At 73.9% G+C, this 16,906-nt stretch carries 22 protein-coding genes; 5 read left to right on the top strand and 17 right to left on the bottom strand.

What is annotated here, in order from left to right:
- Positions 1-175: 175 nt before the first annotated feature.
- The 8 genes from trpC to AB0P35_RS06245 form a co-directional block, all read right to left on the bottom strand.
- Complete coding sequence (trpC, locus tag AB0P35_RS06210) at positions 176-982, bottom strand: indole-3-glycerol phosphate synthase TrpC (protein ID WP_095876861.1); 807 nt, start codon at positions 980-982, stop codon at positions 176-178.
- A 274-nt stretch (positions 983-1,256) separates the two neighbouring features.
- Positions 1,257-1,688: a DUF2752 domain-containing protein gene (locus AB0P35_RS06215; RefSeq protein WP_363507190.1), complete on the bottom strand. Its 432-nt coding sequence runs from the start codon at positions 1,686-1,688 to the stop codon at positions 1,257-1,259.
- A gap of 126 nt (positions 1,689-1,814) precedes the next feature.
- Positions 1,815-2,072, bottom strand: coding sequence for an HGxxPAAW family protein (locus tag AB0P35_RS06220; RefSeq protein ID WP_363507193.1), 258 nt, complete (start codon positions 2,070-2,072; stop codon positions 1,815-1,817).
- Positions 2,073-2,183: 111 nt separating this feature from the next.
- On the bottom strand, positions 2,184-2,780 hold the full coding sequence (locus tag AB0P35_RS06225; protein WP_363507196.1) for a TIGR02234 family membrane protein: 597 nt from the start codon (positions 2,778-2,780) through the stop codon (positions 2,184-2,186).
- Positions 2,781-2,814: 34 nt separating this feature from the next.
- Positions 2,815-3,372: a Uma2 family endonuclease gene (locus tag AB0P35_RS06230; protein ID WP_363507199.1), complete on the bottom strand. Its 558-nt coding sequence runs from the start codon at positions 3,370-3,372 to the stop codon at positions 2,815-2,817.
- Position 3,373: 1 nt separating this feature from the next.
- Positions 3,374-4,891, bottom strand: coding sequence for an anthranilate synthase component I (locus AB0P35_RS06235; RefSeq protein ID WP_363507202.1), 1,518 nt, complete (start codon positions 4,889-4,891; stop codon positions 3,374-3,376).
- A 69-nt stretch (positions 4,892-4,960) separates the two neighbouring features.
- Positions 4,961-5,335, bottom strand: a complete 375-nt coding sequence (hisI, locus tag AB0P35_RS06240; protein ID WP_363507205.1) for a phosphoribosyl-AMP cyclohydrolase — start codon at positions 5,333-5,335, stop codon at positions 4,961-4,963.
- 54 nt (positions 5,336-5,389) lie between these two features.
- Positions 5,390-5,869 (bottom strand): hypothetical protein, encoded by a 480-nt coding sequence (locus tag AB0P35_RS06245; RefSeq protein ID WP_363507207.1) that lies wholly within the window; start codon positions 5,867-5,869, stop codon positions 5,390-5,392.
- A gap of 123 nt (positions 5,870-5,992) precedes the next feature.
- Between AB0P35_RS06245 and AB0P35_RS06250 the strand changes: the two genes are divergently transcribed.
- A complete protein-coding gene (locus AB0P35_RS06250; protein WP_095876866.1) occupies positions 5,993-6,313 on the top strand; it encodes an MTH1187 family thiamine-binding protein in 321 nt (106 codons plus the stop codon).
- Positions 6,314-6,370: 57 nt separating this feature from the next.
- Positions 6,371-6,889 carry a hypothetical protein gene (locus AB0P35_RS06255; protein WP_363507210.1) on the top strand — a complete coding sequence of 173 codons (519 nt, stop codon included), beginning with the start codon at positions 6,371-6,373 and terminating at the stop codon, positions 6,887-6,889.
- A gap of 60 nt (positions 6,890-6,949) precedes the next feature.
- Here AB0P35_RS06255 and AB0P35_RS06260 read toward each other — a convergent pair whose 3' ends face one another.
- Positions 6,950-7,642: an ester cyclase gene (locus tag AB0P35_RS06260; RefSeq protein WP_363507213.1), complete on the bottom strand. Its 693-nt coding sequence runs from the start codon at positions 7,640-7,642 to the stop codon at positions 6,950-6,952.
- Positions 7,643-7,773: 131 nt separating this feature from the next.
- Between AB0P35_RS06260 and AB0P35_RS06265 the strand changes: the two genes are divergently transcribed.
- A complete protein-coding gene (locus AB0P35_RS06265; RefSeq protein WP_095876869.1) occupies positions 7,774-8,421 on the top strand; it encodes a TIGR03085 family metal-binding protein in 648 nt (215 codons plus the stop codon).
- Positions 8,422-8,554: 133 nt separating this feature from the next.
- Entirely contained in the window at positions 8,555-9,334 is a 780-nt protein-coding gene (locus AB0P35_RS06270) for a VOC family protein (protein ID WP_095876870.1), read from the top strand.
- Positions 9,335-9,409: 75 nt separating this feature from the next.
- Here the strand turns inward: AB0P35_RS06270 and hisF are convergent, their stop codons facing one another.
- The 8 genes from hisF to hisD are packed head-to-tail and all read right to left on the bottom strand — an operon-like array spanning position 9,410 to position 15,197.
- The gene (gene hisF, locus AB0P35_RS06275) at positions 9,410-10,180 is read right to left on the bottom strand and encodes an imidazole glycerol phosphate synthase subunit HisF (protein ID WP_095876871.1); all 771 of its coding nucleotides are present in this window, start codon (positions 10,178-10,180) and stop codon (positions 9,410-9,412) included.
- Positions 10,177-10,575 (bottom strand): RidA family protein, encoded by a 399-nt coding sequence (locus AB0P35_RS06280; RefSeq protein WP_257019465.1) that lies wholly within the window; start codon positions 10,573-10,575, stop codon positions 10,177-10,179. The genes hisF and AB0P35_RS06280 overlap by 4 nt, the downstream gene beginning before the upstream one ends.
- 59 nt (positions 10,576-10,634) lie before the next feature.
- Positions 10,635-11,360, bottom strand: coding sequence for a bifunctional 1-(5-phosphoribosyl)-5-((5-phosphoribosylamino)methylideneamino)imidazole-4-carboxamide isomerase/phosphoribosylanthranilate isomerase PriA (gene priA, locus AB0P35_RS06285; protein ID WP_095876873.1), 726 nt, complete (start codon positions 11,358-11,360; stop codon positions 10,635-10,637).
- A gap of 17 nt (positions 11,361-11,377) precedes the next feature.
- Entirely contained in the window at positions 11,378-12,013 is a 636-nt protein-coding gene (hisH, locus tag AB0P35_RS06290) for an imidazole glycerol phosphate synthase subunit HisH (protein WP_363507217.1), read from the bottom strand.
- Between the two features lie 33 nt (positions 12,014-12,046).
- On the bottom strand, positions 12,047-12,199 hold the full coding sequence (locus AB0P35_RS06295) for a hypothetical protein (protein ID WP_218835804.1): 153 nt from the start codon (positions 12,197-12,199) through the stop codon (positions 12,047-12,049).
- Entirely contained in the window at positions 12,196-12,789 is a 594-nt protein-coding gene (hisB, locus tag AB0P35_RS06300) for an imidazoleglycerol-phosphate dehydratase HisB (protein ID WP_095876876.1), read from the bottom strand. The genes AB0P35_RS06295 and hisB overlap by 4 nt, the downstream gene beginning before the upstream one ends.
- A 6-nt stretch (positions 12,790-12,795) precedes the next feature.
- Positions 12,796-13,893 (bottom strand): histidinol-phosphate transaminase, encoded by a 1,098-nt coding sequence (locus tag AB0P35_RS06305; protein ID WP_363507219.1) that lies wholly within the window; start codon positions 13,891-13,893, stop codon positions 12,796-12,798.
- Positions 13,890-15,197: a histidinol dehydrogenase gene (gene hisD / locus AB0P35_RS06310; RefSeq protein WP_363507221.1), complete on the bottom strand. Its 1,308-nt coding sequence runs from the start codon at positions 15,195-15,197 to the stop codon at positions 13,890-13,892. Before hisD ends, AB0P35_RS06305 begins: the two co-directional genes overlap by 4 nt.
- Positions 15,198-15,291: 94 nt before the next feature.
- Here hisD and AB0P35_RS06315 point away from each other — a divergent pair, with 94 nt between their 5' ends.
- On the top strand, positions 15,292-16,869 hold the full coding sequence (locus tag AB0P35_RS06315; protein WP_363507223.1) for an oxidoreductase: 1,578 nt from the start codon (positions 15,292-15,294) through the stop codon (positions 16,867-16,869).
- Positions 16,870-16,906 lie beyond the last annotated feature (37 nt).

The raw sequence follows: 16,906 nt of genomic DNA on the forward strand, positions 1-16,906 counted from the left end.
GGCGGGGCGGCCGGTCAGCGGCCGCGCGTCCTGCGCCATCGACGGCCCGGCACCTGCCCGGGCTCGCAGCCGATCACGTAGCGCACCCGCCGCCCGAGCACCCGGCGCGCGGGCGCGCGGCAGCCGCGCGGGCGGCAGCCGGGGGCGAGGCGGGAGGCGAGTTTCACGTCAGCGGTCAGCCCTTGTGGCGGAGGGCCGGGTGGGCGCCGGCGGCGACCAGGTCGGCCACCGCGGCCTTCGGGTCCTTGCCGGTCACCAGGGACTCGCCGACCAGCACCGCGTCGGCGCCGAGGTTGGCGTACTGGATGACGTCCAGCGGGCCGCGCACGCCGGACTCGGCGACCTTGACGACCCCGGCCGGGATCGCGTCGACCACGTTGCCGAAGGTGTTGCGGTCCACCTCGAGGGTCTTGAGGTTGCGGGCGTTCACTCCGATGATCTTCGCGCCGGCGTCGACCGCGCGGGCGATCTCCTCCTCGTCGTGCACCTCGACCAGCGGGGTGAGCCCGATCGACTCGGCCCGCTCGACGAGCGAGACCAGGGCCGGCTGGTCCAGGGCCGCGACGATCAGCAGCGCGAGGTCGGCGCCGTGCGCACGGGCCTCCCACAGCTGGTACGCGGTGACGATGAAGTCCTTGCGCAGGATCGGGGTGTCGACCGCGGCGCGGACCGCGTCGAGGTCCGCGAGGGAGCCGCCGAAGCGGCGCTGCTCGGTCAGCACGCTGATCGCGGCGGCACCGCCGGCCGCGTAGTCCAGCGCCAGGGCGGCGGGATCGGCGATCGCCGCCAGCGAGCCCTTGGAGGGGCTGGAGCGCTTGACCTCGCAGATCACCCGGACGCCGTCGCCGCGCAGCGCGGCCACACCGTCCTTGGCCACCGGCGCCTTGGCGGCGAGCTCCTTGAGCTCGTCCAGGGACACCCTGGCCTGTCGCTCGGCGAGGTCCTCCCGGACCCCGTCGATGATCTCGTCGAGCACACTCACGCGAGCGCCCCCATGTCGTCTGCTGGCTGGGTGCCGGGACGGGGCCGGATCGCTCCGGCCCGCCCGGCCTGGCTGTGCGGTCAAAACCGTGAGGGCGTTTCGCACGAACCGGTGAGGATGGTGTGCGGACGCGCCCCCGTTGGCCCTTCGATGGTATCGGGCGCGGGGCGCGCGGGGCGCATCCGCCCGGCGCGCGTCTCGCGGAGCGGACCGGGTGGCGGCGGAGCGGCCCAGGTGACGGCGGGTCGGGCCGGTACCGGGGCGCCGGCGGCGGTCAGACCAGCGGTGGTGCCAGCCCCGCTCCGGCCGGCAGGTTGCGCAGCACGGTGAAGACCGCCAGCAGCACGGCCAGCAGCACCGTCTGCGGGAGGGTGACGGCGAATCGCGGCGGCGCGCCGCCGGTGAGGGCGGCCCAGGCCCAGCGGAGCCAGAACACCGCGGCCGCCACGGCCAGCACCATGACCAGCAGGTTGTCGTGGCCGGCCGCGTTGAGGTCGCCGTGCGCCAGCGCGTGCACGCAGCGCAGGCCGCCGCAGCCCGGGCAGAACCAGCCGGTGGCCTGCAGGACCGGGCAGGTCGGGTAGTGGCCGGGCGCGTTGGGGTCGACCGCGGCGACGTACGCGGTGGGCAGCCCGACGGCCACCAGCGCCGCCAGCGGGCGGATCATCCGGCGGCCGAGCGGGGCGGGGAGGACGGGAGCGTTCACGCCGCCGATTCTCCACCCGGGGCGGCCGCCCGCCGCGGAAGGCCGCGCGGCACGGGTGGCGCGGCGGATGCGCGCGCGCCCCCGGTCACGGCGGGTGACCGGGGGCGCGGCGCTGCGGCGCAGGTGTCAGGCGGCGCTGACGGGGGTGCGCTCCGCGGCGGCCGGGGCGACGGCGGGGGCGAAGTGCGGGCTCGGCTGCTTGCCCATGCCGGCCATCGACATCGCCTTGCCGACCACGCCGGCGGCCACCACGATCACGAGGCCGACCACGACGAGCAGCACGTTGGGGATGATCATGGCGACGCCGCTGACCGTGAAACCGATGAAAGCGATGGTCACGCCGGTCCAGGCGGCGGGAGTGTGGCCGTGCGCAGCTGCCGACATCTGTTGGTGCTCCTTGTTCTCCGGATCCCGGCCGGGCACATCGCGGCGCTCGGCGGGTTGACCCTTCCATTGTGCCGGGCGCCCACACCCGTTCCCAAGGCGGGCCCCGGGTCAGTCGGTGGGATCTTCGCCACGGTCGAGGGCCTTCCACAGCTCGGCCGACCGGTCGGTGGGCCGCGGCCTGGCGGCCGCCTTCGCGGTCGGCGCCTCGTAGCGGGCGCCCATCGCGGGCCAGCCGCGGCCGGACCGCACGGTCAGCAGCCCGGCGAGGGCGAGCAGCACACCGCCGGCGGCGGCCACCCAGGGCCAGCCGGTCCGGCTGATCTGCTCGGCCTGGGCTCCGGCCAGCGCCAGCCGGCCGGCGGCCTCGGCGTCCAGTCCCGCGGTGTCGGTGGCGCCGATCACCGCGCCGACGACCACGCCGAGGCCCGCCAGGACGGCGAGCGCGCCGACGGCGGTGCGGGCGGCGCCGCGCACGGCGAACACCGCGACCGCGGCAGCCATGGCCGCCAGGGCCAGCCCGGTGGGCAGCCCGGTCAGCCGGGAGCCGGTGGCGCTGACCGCCAGCCGGCCGCCCGCGGTGCCGGCGACCACGCCCTCGGCCCAGGTCCGGCCGACGGAGGTCAGGACGAGCAGGGCGCCGGCGGCGGTCAGCAGCAGCATCAGGGCGAGCGAGCGGCGGTCGGTCTTCGGTGCGGGAGAACTCACCCGTCCACTATCGCCGACCGGCTCCGCGGACCGGTCAGGCGGGGTCCCTCGGGAACGCACCGGTGGCGACGACCAGCGTCCGCCCGGTCAGCCCCAGGTTCAGGTCCTCGCCGAACGGCACCCGCTCGGCGAGGTGGTAGACGCCCGCGGGATGCGGGTCGGTGTGCACGGTGCTCACGCCCTCGGCCGGGTCGACCACCACGTACACCGGGACGCCGCGCTCGGCGTACCGGCGGAGCCGCTCGACGGCCCAGCCGCCGGGGCCCGCGGCGGGGACCACCTCCAGCACGGCCTCCAGGTCGGGCCAGGCCCAGTGGCCGCGGTCGTCGGGCCGGGCGCCGGGCGCGACCACGACGAGGTCGGGGGCGCCGCCGGTGGCCTCGGCGGCTCCGGCGGGAAGGTCGAGCGGCGCGTCGCGGAGGGCACCGCCGCGCCCGGCCAGCTGGTCCTCGACCTGCCGGACGGTGTCGTGGACGATCGCCCACCGGGCCGCGCCGCGCGGGCTCACGACGGCGCCCCCGTCGGCGGAGCGAGCACAGCGGGCACGGCGGTCGCGGTCATGTCGGCGGCCTCCCTTTGCGGGATCGACCACCTCACGATACCGGCGCCCGCAGGGTGTTGGCGGTGGCCACGGCGCGCAGCACGGCGGCGGCCTTGTTGCGGCACTCGGTGTCCTCGGCGTGCGGGTCGGAGTCCGCGACCACGCCGGCGCCGGCCTGCACGTAGGCGGTGCCGTCGCGGAGCACCGCGGTGCGGATGGCGATCGCGGTGTCGGAGTCGCCGGCGAAGTCCAGGTAGCCGACGCAGCCGCCGTACAGGCCGCGGCGGGTGGGCTCCAGCTCCTCGATGATCTGCATGGCGCGCGGCTTGGGGGCGCCGGAGAGGGTGCCGGCGGGGAAGCAGGCGGTGAGCACGTCGAAGGCCGTACGGCCCTCGGCCACCCGGCCGGTGACGGTGGAGACGATGTGCATGACGTGGCTGTAGCGCTCGATCGCCATGAAGTCGACGACCTCGACGCTGCCCGGCTCGCAGACCCGGCCGAGGTCGTTGCGGCCGAGGTCGACGAGCATCAGGTGCTCGGCGCGCTCCTTGGGGTCGGCGAGCAGCTCGGCGGCGAGCTCGTTGTCCTCGTGCGGGGTGGCGCCGCGGTGCCGGGTGCCGGCGATCGGGTGCACCATCGCCTCGCCCTCGCTGACCTTGACCAGCGCCTCCGGGCTGGAGCCGACCACGTCGAAGCCGCCCTCGGCGGTGCCGTCCGGTCCGGGGAAGCGGAACAGGTACATGTACGGGCTGGGGTTGGTGGTGCGCAGCACCCGGTAGACGTCGAGGGCGGAGGCCGGGCAGGGGGCTTCGAAGCGCTGCGAGGGCACCACCTGGAAGGCCTCGCCGGCCCGGATCCGCTCCTTGACCGTCTCCACCGCGGCCCGGTAGGGCGCGCCGCCGAACGGCGAGTGCGCCTCGGCGGCGGTCGGGGTGAAGGTGGCGAGGCCCGGGTCGACCGGCTTGCGGAGGTCGGCCTCCATCGCGTCGAGGCGGGCGACCGCGTCCGCGTACGCCTCGTCGACGCCGCTCGCCAGGTCGTTGTGGTTGACCGCGTTGGCGATGAGCAGCACGGTGCCGTCGACGTGGTCGAGGACGGCGAGGTCGGTGGCGAGCAGCAGGGTGAGCTCGGGGAGCTTCAGGTCGTCCGGGGTGAGGTCCGGCAGCTTCTCCAGGCGGCGGACGACGTCGTAGCCGAGGTAGCCGACCATGCCGCCGGTGAGCGGGGGCAGGCCGTCGTCGGTGTGCCGCGGGGTGTGCAGGGCGGCGAGGGCGGCGCGCAGCACCTGCAGCGGGTCGCCGGTCGTGGGGATGCCGACCGGCGGGGTGCCCTGCCAGCGGGCGGTGCCGTCCGGGTCCACGGTGAGGGTGGCGGCGCTGCGGACGCCGACGAAGGAGTACCGGGACCAGCTCTGGCCGTGCTCCGCGGACTCCAGCAGGAAGGTGCCGGGGCGCTCGCCGGCGAGGCTGCGGTACAGCCCGATCGGGGTGAGGCCGTCCGCGAGGAGCCTGCGGGTGACGGGGATGACCCGGGTGTCGGCGGCGAGCTTGCGGAAGGCCTCGAGGTCCATGGGAGCGGGCACCGTTCGGAGAAGGAGGGGCGGGCTGGTGTTGGTGCTGGCGTGGAGCCGGTTGAAAGGTTACTGAGCGACGGGCAGGACGTCGGCGTCGAAGCAGGTGCGGTCGCCGGTGTGGCAGGCGGCGCCGGTCTGGTCGACCTTGACCAGCAGGGTGTCCCCGTCGCAGTCCAGGGCGACGGCGACCACCCGCTGGACGTGGCCGGAGGTGTCGCCCTTCACCCAGTACTCGCTGCGGCTGCGGCTCCAGTAGGTGCAGCGGCCGGTGGTCAGGGTGCGGTGCAGCGCCTCGTCGTCCATCCAACCCAGCATCAGCACCTCGCCGGTGTCGTACTGCTGCGCGATGGCGGGGAGCAGGCCGTCGGCGGTGCGCTTGAGGCGGGCGGCGACGGCCTCGTCCAGGGCGGTGCTGCCGGGGGCTGCGGGTGTGGTGGACATGCGGCCCATTCTCGCAGCTCCGGCCCGCCGCGGTGATCGGTGTTCGGGGAGTGGTCACCGCCCGCCGGGGCTCTCGCAGCCGGCCGGCCAGACCACCCGGACCTCCAGGCCGGCGGCGCGGGCGGCTCCGACGATCCGGGCGGGCTCGCTGCCCGGCCGGCCGTCCCAGACGGCGATCAGCTCGTCGACCATGCCGACCAGGACCGGGCCGGTGTCCTCGCCCGGTCCGCCGGTCTCGGCGGAGGCCAGCCGGTGCACCGCGCTGGCCGCGTTGAGCAGCTGCCGGCGGGTCTCGCGGCAGCCGCCGCCGGTGAAGGCCCCGGCACCGGCCTCGGCCGCGGAGAGCACCACCTCGATCCGCCCGCCGTGGTCGAGGACGGACTGCGCGAACCAGCTGTCCGGTCCGGGCCGCAGCCGGCCGACGCCGACCAGGTCGTAGGCCTCGTGTGCGGTGACCAGCTGCCAGAGTTCGCCCCGGACGAGCATCTCGGTGAGGTCCGAGAGGCCTTCGTGCCCGATGATTCCGACTCGCATGAGAAGTTGACCCCTAGTACGGGTCGTGCCGCCCCCAGCGTACCGAGCGGTGCCCGGGGCGGCGACGACGGATGCCGCAGCAGGAGACCTGAGGCTCCGCCAGGAGCCGGAAGCGAGGACGGGATGATCGTTGCCTTCTCCGTCACGCCGCTGGGCGTGGGCGAGGACGTGGGCGAGGCGGTGGCCGCGGCGGTGAAGGTGGTCCGCGACAGCGGGCTGCCGAACCGGACGGACGCCATGTTCACCAGCATCGAGGGCGACTGGGACGAGGTGATGCCCGTGGTGCGGGCGGCGATCGAGGCGGTGAAGGCCTACAGCAACCGGGTCAGCACCGTGATCAAGATCGACGACCGGAGCGGGGTGACCGGCGCTCTGACCGCGAAGGTCGAGAGCGTGGAGCGGCACCTCGCGGCACTGGAGGACGGCGGCGGCGAGTCGCGGTGATCCGCTGACGGCGGCCGCGGCGGCGGGCCAGAATGGCGGGGAGCCGAGGGGGTCGGGGTGGAGCAGGGGCGCAGGCGGGCCGTCGTGGTGGTCGCCGTCGTGGTGGTGCTGGCGGTCGCGGCCGCGGTGTGGCTCTGGCCGGACGGCGGGCGCCGGGCGGCCCCTCCCCCGCCGGCGCCGAGCAGCGCCCCGCCCTCGCCTTCGCCGAGCCCCTCGAAGACCCTGCCGTACCCGTGGTTCACGCCCGGAACGTGCTTCGACCACCCGCAGCTCAGCGAGGTGATCACCCGGGCCGAGGAACGCCCCTGCGAGCAGCCGCACGACGGCGAGGCGATCGCCGACGTGCTGCTGCCCGAGGGGCTCACCAGCGATGTGCAGATCGGACGGGCGATGCGGGAGCTGTGCGCGGCGCCGCTCGCCGAGTGGCAGCAGCGGCAGGGCGGCGGCGGCCCGTACTACGGCTTCCCGCTGGGGCCGTACCTGCAGTACTACAAGCAGGGCCTGCGGGACGCGACCTGCACCCTGACCGCCAGCAACCGCCAGCACGGCCGCAAACTGACGGGCCGTCTGCACTGAACACGCCGTACCGAGGGGCAGCACCGCGCCCGTGAGTGGTCGACCGGTCGGCGTCGGCGCCTACATCCGGACGAGGCCGAGTTGGCGCATCATGGCCATGTTGTCCCAGTTCCACCAGCCCTCGCAGATCATCCCGTCCTCGAAGCGGAAGACGGTCATGCCGGTCATCTCGACCCGTTTGTGGGTGGCGGGCAGGCCCATGAAGTCGCCCTTGTGCAGGCCGCTGAAGCTCCACATGGTGGCGACCCGGTCGCCCTCGGCCATCTGGCTGTCGATCGTGAAGGTCATGTCGAAGGCCTCCAGGTAGCCGGCGCACTTCTCCCTGATGGCGTCCCGTCCGACCATGTCGTTCTCGTCGGCGATGTCGTGGTCGTGGTAGCCCGGGGCGACGAGTTCGTCGAAGACGGTGAGGTCGCCGGCGGACATTCGCTGCATCAGCTGCTGGACGGCGGCCTTGTTGAGCTGCTCGTCGCGGACGATGTCGAGGTCGGTGAAGGTGGGCGGCTCGTCGCAGAGCGCGACCATCTCGTTGAAGATCCGGTCGGTCTCGGGGAGTTTCGAGTTGCGCATCGCCTCCTCGTAGGAGGGGAACTCGACGATCTCGACCACGTGCCGGGCGTCGGCGCGGTCGGCGCCGACCATGGAGTGGGTGGCCGTGCGGCGGCCGCGGGTCTGCTCGATCCAGCTGTCCATCAGCCGGTTGAGGTCGTCGACCTTGTCGGTCCTGCACTCGATGAGCTGGACGAACGTCATGATGTACCTCCGGGTCGCACCGCCCCCTGGCCATGATCGTCCGCCGACCGCCGCACCCTCGGATTCTTACGATCCTCCCGCTCCGCCCCTCGGGCAAGGCGCGGCGGCGGGCCGAGCCTAGGGTGGTGCCCATGACGAAGCATGCGCGGGGGGAACGCGAGCGACTGGCGGATCTGCTGGCCGCGGCCGGACCGCAGGCGCCGACGCTGTGCGCGGGATGGACGACGGCGGACCTGGCGGCGCACCTGGTGCTGCGCGAGCGGCGCCCGGACGCGGCGGCGGGCATCCGGGTCGGGCCGCTCGCGGGGTGGACGGAGAAGGTGCAGCGCGGCTACGCCCGGCGCCCGTACGAGGAGCTGGTCGACCTGTTCCGGTCGGGGCCGCCGGCGCTGTCGCCGTTCGCACTGCCGGGGGCGGACGAGGCCGCGAACCTGGTCGAGTACTTCGTGCACGCGGAGGACGTCCGGCGGGCCGGCGAGGGCTGGCGGCAGGAGGAGGTGTCGGCGCCGCTGGCGGACGCGCTGTGGCAGCGGCTGCCGATGCTGGCCCGGCTGGAGGCGGGCCGCAGGACACCGGTGCGGCTGGTGCTGGAGCGGCCGGACGGGCGGAGCTGCACGGTCGCGCACCGGACGGGGCCGACGGTGCAGCTGACCGGCGAGCCGGGCGAGCTGGTGCTCTTCGCGTACGGGCGGGGGGCGCGGACCTCACTGTCGGTGCGCGGGGCGGAGACCGCGGTTGCGGCGCTGCGCAGAGTGCTTCCGCTGCCGGGGCCGCGCTGACCTGCGGCGACACGGCGGGTCCGGCGAGCGGCGCGCGATTGTCAGTGGCGCCGGTCACACTGGCTGGTGGCCTCGGCGACTCGTCTCCGCGCCAGGCGGGGCGGCCCGGCCACCGACCCTCGAAGGGCACACCATGCTCACCACGGAGTTCCGGACAGGCTCCCCCTGCTGGCTCGACCTCGGGAGCCCGGACATCCCCGCGACCACCGAGTTCTACGGCACGGTCTTCGGCTGGACGTTCCAGTCGCTGGGCGAGGAGGCCGGCAACTACGGCTTCTTCCAGCAGGCCGGCAGGACGGTCGCCGCGGTCGGTCCGCTGACCGAGGAGGGGGCGGCCCCGGCGTGGACGATCTACTTCCGGACGCCCGACGCGGACGCCACCGCGAAGGCCGCCGAGCAGCACGGCGGCACGGTGCGGGCCGCGCCGTTCGACGTGATGTCCAACGGCCGGATGGCGCAGCTGTCGGACCCGGCGGGCGTGCAGTTCGCGATCTGGCAGCCGGGTGAGACGCAGGGCCTGGACGCGGTCAACGACGCCAACACCTTCTGCTGGGCGGAGCTGCACTCGCCGGACCCGGCCGCGGCGACGGCGTTCTACCGGGCGCTGTTCGACTGGCGGACGGAGGACGTGGAGATGCCGGGGATGACGTACACGGTGTACTCCACGGCGGAGGGCGGCGCGCAGCGGGAGACCTCGCTGGGCGGGGTGGCGCCGCTGCAGAGCGAGGACGAGCCGATCCGCTGGGTGCCGTACTTCGAGGTCACCGATGTGGACGCGGTGCTGGGCCGGGCGGAGCACGCCGGCGGCGCCGTCGTCATGCCGGGCATGGACGTGCCGAGCGTCGGCCGGATGGGCTGGGCGACGGATCCGCACGGCGCGGTGTTCGCGATCATCAAGAGCGACATGCCGTAGGGGCGACCTGCCGTCCCCCGCGAGGGCGGAGACGCGGGCCCGCCGCCGAGCGGTCGGCGGCGGGCCCGCGCACGGTCACCGGACGGGGTGGCCGGTCTCCCGCAGCGCGTCCTTGACCTGACCGATGGTCAGGTCGCCGAAGTGGAAGACGGAGGCGGCGAGCACCGCGTCGGCGCCGGCGTCCACGGCGGGCGCGAAGTCGGCGAGCTTGCCGGCGCCGCCGGAGGCGATCACCGGGACGGCGACGTTCTTCCGGACGGCCCGGATCATCTCCAGGTCGTAGCCGTCCTTGGTGCCGTCGGCGTCCATCGAGTTGAGCAGGATCTCGCCGGCGCCCAGCTCGGCCGCGCGGACGGCCCATTCGACGGCGTCCAGGCCGGTGCCGCGGCGGCCGCCGTGGGTGGTGACCTCGAAGCCGGAGGGCGTCGTGGTGCCCTCGGGGGTGCGCCGGGCGTCGACCGAGAGCACCAGCACCTGGCGGCCGAAGCGCTCGGCGATCTCGCGGATCAGCTCGGGTCGGGCGATCGCCGCGGTGTTGACGCCGACCTTGTCGGCGCCGGCCCGCAGCAGCTTGTCGACGTCGTCGACGGTGCGGACGCCGCCGCCGACGGTCAGCGGGATGAAGACCTGCTCGGCGGTGCGGCGCACCACGTCGTAGGTGGTCTCCCGGTCACCGGAGGAGGCGGTGATGTCCAGGAAGGTCAACTCGTCGGCGCCCTGGGCGTCGTAGGCCTTGGCCAGCTCCACCGGGTCGCCGGCGTCGCGCAGGTTCTGGAAGTTGACGCCCTTGACGACCCGGCCGGCGTCGACGTCCAGGCAGGGGATGACACGTACTGCGAGGCTCACTGCTTGCCTTCCAAAAAGGTTGCGAGCCCGGGACGGTGGGCCTCGACCTCGACCTCGACCATCATCCGGGAGTCGATCAGGCCCTGGACCACGACCATGGTCGCCACCGGGCGGATCTCGTCGAAGAGTTTCTTGTGCGCCCGGCCGACCTCGTCGCAGTCCCGGACGTGGGTGATGAACATCCGGGTGCGGACGACGTCGGCGGCGGAGAGCCCGTACTCGGCAAGGGCCTTGAAGGCGACCTCGAACGCCGCGAGGGTCTGGGTGTACGGGTCGCCCTCGTGGTGGACCATGCCGCCCTCGAACGCGGTGGTGCCGGCGACGAGGACGGTGTCCCCGACCGCGATGGCCCGGGAGTAGCCGAACTGGTCCTCCCAGGGGGAGAAGCCGGACACTCGGTGCGGACGTGACGCGGCTGGCCCGGCGGCGGAGCCGCCCGGTAGTGGACCGTCAGTCATCGGGAAACAGCCTCCAGGGCCTCTTCGAGGGTGAACTTCTGCTCGTAGAGGGCCTTGCCCACAATCGCGCCTTCGACACCCTCGCCCGTCAGGGTGGCGATGGCGCGCAGGTCGTCCAGCGAGGAGACGCCGCCGGAGGCGACGACCGGCTTGTCGGTGGCGGCGCAGACGTTGCGCAGCAGCTCCAGGTTGGGGCCGGTGAGGGTGCCGTCGCGGTTGACGTCGGTGACCACGTAGCGGGCGCAGCCCTCGGAGTCGAGGCGGGCGAGGACCTCGTAGAGGTCACCGCCGTCGCGGGTCCAGCCGCGGCCGCGCAGGGTGGTGCCGACGACGTCCAGGCCGACGGCGATCTTGTCGCCGTGCTCGGCGATGACCTTGGCGACCCACTCGGGGGCCTCCAGGGCCGCGGTGCCGAGGTTGACCCGGGTGCAGCCGGTGGCGAGGGCGGCGGCGAGCGACTCGTCGTCGCGGATGCCGCCGGAGAGCTCGACCTTGATGTCGAGGCGGCCGGTGACCTCGGCGAGCAGGTCGCGGTTGCTGCCGGTGCCGAAGGCGGCGTCGAGGTCGACCAGGTGCAGCCACTCGGCGCCGGCGTTCTGCCAGGCGAGGGCGGCGGCGAGGGGCTCGCCGAAGGAGGTCTCGGTGCCGGAGGCGCCCTTGACCAGGCGGACGGCCTGGCCGTCGCGGACGTCGACGGCGGGGAGCAGTTCGAGGCGGCTCATGTACACGACCTTCGGCTTCAGAGGGTGCTGACCCAGTTGGTCAGCAGGGCGGCACCGGCGTCACCGGACTTCTCGGGGTGGAACTGGGTGGCCCAGAGCGGGCCGTTCTCCACGGCGGCGACGAACGGGTGGCCGTGGGTGGTCCAGGTGACCAGCGGGGCGTGCAGCCGGGCGCTGTGGACCTCCAGCTCCCACCGGCGGACGCCGTAGGAGTGGACGAAGTAGTACCGGGTGTCGGCGTCGAGGCCGGCGAACATCCGGCTGTCCGCGGGGGCGTCGACGGTGTTCCAGCCCATGTGCGGGACGACCGGGGCGTCCAGCGGCTCGACGGTGCCGGGCCACTCGTCACAGCCCTCCGTCTCGACGCCGTGTTCGACGCCGCGGGCGAAGAGGATCTGCATGCCGACGCAGATGCCGAGGACGGGGCGGCCGCCGGCCAGGCGGCGGCCGATGATCTGCTCGCCGCGGACGGCCTTGAGTCCGCGCATGCAGGCCTCGAAGGCGCCGACGCCGGGGACGAGCAGGCCGTCCGCGTCCAGGGCGGCCTGGAAGTCCGAGGTGACGGTGACGTTCGCACCGGTGCGTTCGACGGCACGCTGGGCGGAGCGGAGGTTGCCGGAGCCGTAGTCGAGGACGACGACGTTCTTGGCCATGGAAAAAGGGGTCCAGTCTCTCGGGGCGCCGGGCTAGATGCGCATCACGCCGGCGCCGAGGCACATCACGGCGCCGATGGCGAGCACGGCGATGACGCCCTTGGGCAGCTTCTGCTTCCAGAACGAGATCACGCCGCCGGCCAGGAAGAGGCCGACGAAGATCAGTGCGACGGCGGACTTGCTCACAGTGCACCCTTGGTCGAGGGGAGGATGCCGGCCGCGCGCGGGTCGCGCTCGGAGGCGTAGCGCAGCGCCCGGGCGAGCGCCTTGAACTGGCACTCGACGATGTGGTGGGCGTTGCGGCCGTACGGCACGTGGACGTGCAGGGCGATCTGCGCCTGCGCGACGAAGGACTCCAGGATGTGCCGGGTCATGGTGGTGTCGTAGCTGCCGATCATCGGCGCCATGTTCTCCGGCTCGGTGTGCACCAGGTAGGGGCGGCCGGAGAGGTCGACGGTGACCTGGGCGAGCGACTCGTCGAGCGGGACGGTGCAGTTGCCGAAGCGGTAGATGCCGACCTTGTCGCCGAGCGCCTGCTTGAAGGCGGCGCCGAGCGCGAGGGCGGTGTCCTCGATGGTGTGGTGGGTGTCGATGTGCAGGTCGCCGTCGGTCTTGACCGTGAGGTCGAAGAGGCCGTGGCGGCCGAGCTGGTCGAGCATGTGGTCGTAGAACCCGACGCCCGTCGAGATCTCGGTCTTTCCGGTGCCGTCGAGGTCGATCTCGACGAGGACCGAGGTCTCCTTGGTGGTGCGTTCGACGCGGCCGATACGGGACATACGGGGTTACAGCTCCTTGATCACAAAGCGGACGGCGTCCAGGAAGGCGTCGTTCTCGGCGGGGGTGCCGGCGGTCACGCGCAGCCACCCGGGGACGCCGTTGTCGCGGACGAGGACGCCGTGGTCGAGGATCGCCTGCCACACGGCGTGGGTGTCGGCGAAGCGGCCGAACTGGACGAAGTTGGCGTCGGAGTCGGTGACCTCCAGGCCGAGCCCGCGCAGGGCGTCGACCAGGCGGTCCCGTTCGGCCTTGAGCTGCTCGACGTAGCCGAGCAGGGTGTCGGTGTGCTCCAGGCAGGCCAGCGCGGTGGCCTGGGTGACGGCCGACAGGTGGTACGGCAGGCGGACCAGCTGAACGGCGTCGACCACGGCCGGGTGGGCGGCGAGGTAGCCGAGCCGGAGGCCCGCCGCGCCGAAGGCCTTCGACATGGTGCGGGAGACCACCAGGTTGGGGCGGCCCTCGATCAGCGGGAGCAGCGAGGCACGGTGCGAGAACTCGACGTACGCCTCGTCGACGACGACCAGGCTGGGCCGGGCGGCCTGCGCGGCCTCGTACAGGGCGAGGACGGTGTCGGCCTCGACGGCGGTGCCGGTCGGGTTGTTCGGCGAGCAGACGAAGACCACGTGCGGCCGCTTCTCGGCGATCGCCGCGCGGGCGGCGTCGAGGTCGACGGTGAAGTCCGGGTTGCGCGGGCCGGAGATCCATTCGGTGCCGGTGCCGCGGGAGATCAGCGCGTGCATCGAGTACGAGGGCTCGAAGCCGAGTGCGGTGCGGCCGGGGCCGCCGAAGGTCTGCAGCAGCTGCTGGAGCACCTCGTTGGAGCCGTTGGCGGCCCAGACCTGCTGCCGGGTGACGGGGTGGCCGGTGGTGCGGGTGAGGTAGGCGGCGAGGCCCTCGCGCAGCTCGACCGCGTCCCGGTCGGGGTAGCGGTTGAGGTGCCGGGCGGCCTCGGCGACCCGCTCGGCGATCCGGGCGACCAGCGGCTCGGGCAGCGGGTACGGGTTCTCGTTGGTGTTCAGCTGGACGGGCACGTCGAGCTGGGGGGCACCGTACGGGGACTGTCCGCGCAGTTCGTCGCGGATGGGGAGGTCGTCGATCCTCAAGAGTTCGGCACCGTCCAGTCGAAGCGGGCGCGGATGGCGTCGCCGTGGCCGGGCAGGTCCTCGGCGTTCGCGAGGTTGACCACGTGCGCGGCGACGTCGGCCAGCGCCTCGCGGGTGTAGTCCACGACGTGGATGCCGCGCAGGAAGGACTGCACGGACAGCCCGGAGGAGTGGCAGGCGCAGCCGCCGGTGGGCAGCACGTGGTTGGATCCGGCCGCGTAGTCGCCGAGCGACACCGGCGCGAACGGGCCGATGAAGATCGCGCCGGCGTTGCGGACCCGGGCGGCGACGGCGCGGGCGTCCCGGGTCTGGATCTCCAGGTGCTCGGCGGCGTAGGCGTTGACGACCTGCAGGCCCTGCTCGACGTCGTCGACCAGGACGATGCCGGACTGCCGGCCGGCGAGGGCCTCGGTGACGCGCTCGCGGTGCTTGGTGGCCGCGACCTGGGCCTTCAGCTCGGTCTCGACGGCGTCGGCGAGCGCGAGGGAGTCGGTGACCAGCACGGAGGCGGCCATCGGGTCGTGCTCGGCCTGGCTGATCAGGTCGGCGGCGACGTCCCGCGGGGAGGCGGTCTCGTCGGCGAGGATCGCGATCTCGGTGGGACCGGCCTCGGCGTCGATGCCGATCCGGCCCTTGAGCAGGCGCTTGGCGGCGGCGACGTAGATGTTGCCGGGGCCGGTGACCAGGTTGACCGGACGGCACTCCTCGGTGCCGTAGGCGAACATCGCGATCGCCTGGGCGCCGCCGGCCGCGTACACCTCGGTGACGCCGAGCAGGGCGCAGGCCGCAAGGATCGTCGGGTGGACGGAGCCGCCGAACGCCTTCTGCGGCGGGGAGGTGACGGCGATGCCGGGCACACCGGCCTCCTGCGCGGGCACCACGTTCATCACCACGGAGGACGGGTACACCGCCAGGCCGCCGGGCACGTACAGGCCGACCCGGTCGACCGGCACCCAGCGCTCGCCGACGGTGCCGCCGGGCACCACCTCGGTGGTGTGGTCGGTGCGGCGCTGCTCGCGGTGGACGAGACGGGCGCGGCGGATCGACTCCTCCAGCGCGGCGCGGACCTTCGGGTCGAGGGTCTCCAGGGCGGCGGTGATCCGCTCCTCGGGCACCCGGGTGGACTCCAGCGTCACGCCGTCGAAGCGCTCGGTGATCTCGATCAGCGCCGCGACCCCGCGATGGCGTACGTCCTCGCAGATCGGCCGCACCTTCTCCAGGGCGGCTTCCACGTCGAACTCGGCACGGGGCAGCAGGTCGCGCGGGTCCGAGACGGAGCCGCGCAGGTCGATTCGAGAGATCACAGGGCCCAGTGTAAGGAGTGGCCGGAAACGGCGGCCGCGCATTTCAGTCCGTGATACGAAGGCCGAGACGGCCGAAGATCACCAGGGGGGGACGATGGCGGACCGGGCACCGGACGGCTGGACGGGCACCGAGCAGCGCCTGTGGGAGGCCTTCCGGCACGGCGAGGTGCTCGATCTGCGCGCCGGCAAGGAGGAGGACGACGACCCGGCGGGCTCCGGCGACTGGGGCGCGGAGCGGACGGTGCGCGCCGAGGTGCTGGCCCGGCTGCTGATCTCCGGCCCGGACCCGGCCCCCGGGCGCGTCGCGGCGCTGAAGCTGCAGGGCGGCTACGTCACCGGACCGCTGCTGCTGGCCGGCGCGGCCATCACCCACTACATCGAGCTGCACGGCTGCCGCTTCGACAAGCCGGTGCTGCTCTCCGAGGCCCGGGCCGGCACGATCCGGCTGATCGGCTGCCTGATACCCCGGCTGGAGGCCTCCCGGCTGGCCGCCGAGGGCGATGTGCACCTGGCCCGCTGCGTGGTGCCGCAGGGCATCCGGCTCACCGACGCGCGGATCGGCACCGACCTGCTGCTCAACCAGGCCGTCCTCGGCGGCGACCGGCACCACCGGGCGGTGTCCGCCGACGGGCTCACCGTCCACCAGGACCTGGAGGCCGAGCGGCTGGAGGTCTACGGCGAGTTCGGCCTGCGGACCGGCCGGATCGGCGGGCGCCTCTCGCTGCGCGGCGCCCAACTGCGGATGGCCGACGCCGACCGCAACTGCCTGAACCTCGCCCGGACGACCGTCGGCACGCTGTACCTGACCGGCTCGGCCGACAACCGCTGGACGACCTCCCGCACCGAGTACGGCTACGGCTACGGTCCGCCGCACGACCCCGGCGCACCGGTCACCCCGTTCCGTGCCCAAGGCGGCGTCCGGCTGGTCGACGCCCGGTTCGAGCAGGCCTGCCTGATCCACGACGCCGAGTTCCGGCTCTCCGGCCGGCAGGAGCTGTCGCTGCGCCGGATCCAGACCCCGGAGCTGCGGTTCGCCTGCCGGACGGCCCCCGACGGCCGGGTGTCGCTCTCCCGCGCCCGGGTCGGCAACCTGGTCGACACCCCGCAGGCCTGGCCCGGCGCCGGCCTGGTGCGGCTCACCGGCTTCACCTACGAGTCGCTGCGGCCCGCGGAGCCCTTCGGCGTCGCGGAGCGGATCGCCTGGCTGGAGAACTCGCTCGGCGAGTACCAGCCGGAGCCGTACGAGCAGCTGGCCGCGGCGCTGCGCCGGGACGGCCGGGACGAGGACGCCCGCGAGGTGCTCTACGCCAAGCAGCGCCGACGGCGGGCCGCCCTGCCGGTGCACGCCCGGCTGTGGGGGCTGCTGCAGGACGTCACCGTCGGCTACGGCTACCGGCCCGGGCGGGCCGCGCTCTGGCTGCTGCTGGCCTGGCTGCTCGGCACGGTGTACTTCACCGGGCACCCGCCGGCGCCGCTGAAGGCCGACGAGATGCCGACCTGGAACGCGCCGCTGTACACGCTGAGCAAGCTGCTGCCGGTGGTCGACCTCGGCCAGGAGGGGTGGAACCCGGGGCACACCGGCCAGTGGGTCGCCGCGGCCCTGGTGCTGACCGGCTGGGTGCTGGCCACCACCGTCGTCACCGGCGCGACCCGGCTGCTGCAGCGCGGCTGAGGCCGTCCGGGCCGCTTCTGCGGCAAAAGGGCGAGGT

The organism is Kitasatospora sp. NPDC085879 (genome assembly GCF_040686255.1).
In the GTDB taxonomy this organism is placed as follows: Bacteria; Actinomycetota; Actinomycetes; order Streptomycetales; family Streptomycetaceae; genus Kitasatospora.

What these genes read in the sequence shown, in the direction of transcription:
- AB0P35_RS06250 (WP_095876866.1), top strand. Translation starts at nt 5,993, where the DNA reads ATGATCGTTGCCTTCTCCGTCACGCCGCTGGGCGTGGGCGAGGACGTG.
- AB0P35_RS06265 (WP_095876869.1), top strand. Translation starts at nt 7,774, where the DNA reads ATGACGAAGCATGCGCGGGGGGAACGCGAGCGACTGGCGGATCTGCTG.
- hisB (WP_095876876.1), bottom strand. Translation starts at nt 12,789, where the DNA reads ATGTCCCGTATCGGCCGCGTCGAACGCACCACCAAGGAGACCTCGGTC.
- AB0P35_RS06245 (WP_363507207.1), bottom strand. Translation starts at nt 5,869, where the DNA reads ATGCGAGTCGGAATCATCGGGCACGAAGGCCTCTCGGACCTCACCGAG.
- AB0P35_RS06270 (WP_095876870.1), top strand. Translation starts at nt 8,555, where the DNA reads ATGCTCACCACGGAGTTCCGGACAGGCTCCCCCTGCTGGCTCGACCTC.
- hisH (WP_363507217.1), bottom strand. Translation starts at nt 12,013, where the DNA reads ATGGCCAAGAACGTCGTCGTCCTCGACTACGGCTCCGGCAACCTCCGC.
- priA (WP_095876873.1), bottom strand. Translation starts at nt 11,360, where the DNA reads ATGAGCCGCCTCGAACTGCTCCCCGCCGTCGACGTCCGCGACGGCCAG.
- AB0P35_RS06260 (WP_363507213.1), bottom strand. Translation starts at nt 7,642, where the DNA reads ATGACGTTCGTCCAGCTCATCGAGTGCAGGACCGACAAGGTCGACGAC.
- AB0P35_RS06220 (WP_363507193.1), bottom strand. Translation starts at nt 2,072, where the DNA reads ATGTCGGCAGCTGCGCACGGCCACACTCCCGCCGCCTGGACCGGCGTG.
- hisI (WP_363507205.1), bottom strand. Translation starts at nt 5,335, where the DNA reads ATGTCCACCACACCCGCAGCCCCCGGCAGCACCGCCCTGGACGAGGCC.
- AB0P35_RS06235 (WP_363507202.1), bottom strand. Translation starts at nt 4,891, where the DNA reads ATGGACCTCGAGGCCTTCCGCAAGCTCGCCGCCGACACCCGGGTCATC.
- AB0P35_RS06315 (WP_363507223.1), top strand. Translation starts at nt 15,292, where the DNA reads ATGGCGGACCGGGCACCGGACGGCTGGACGGGCACCGAGCAGCGCCTG.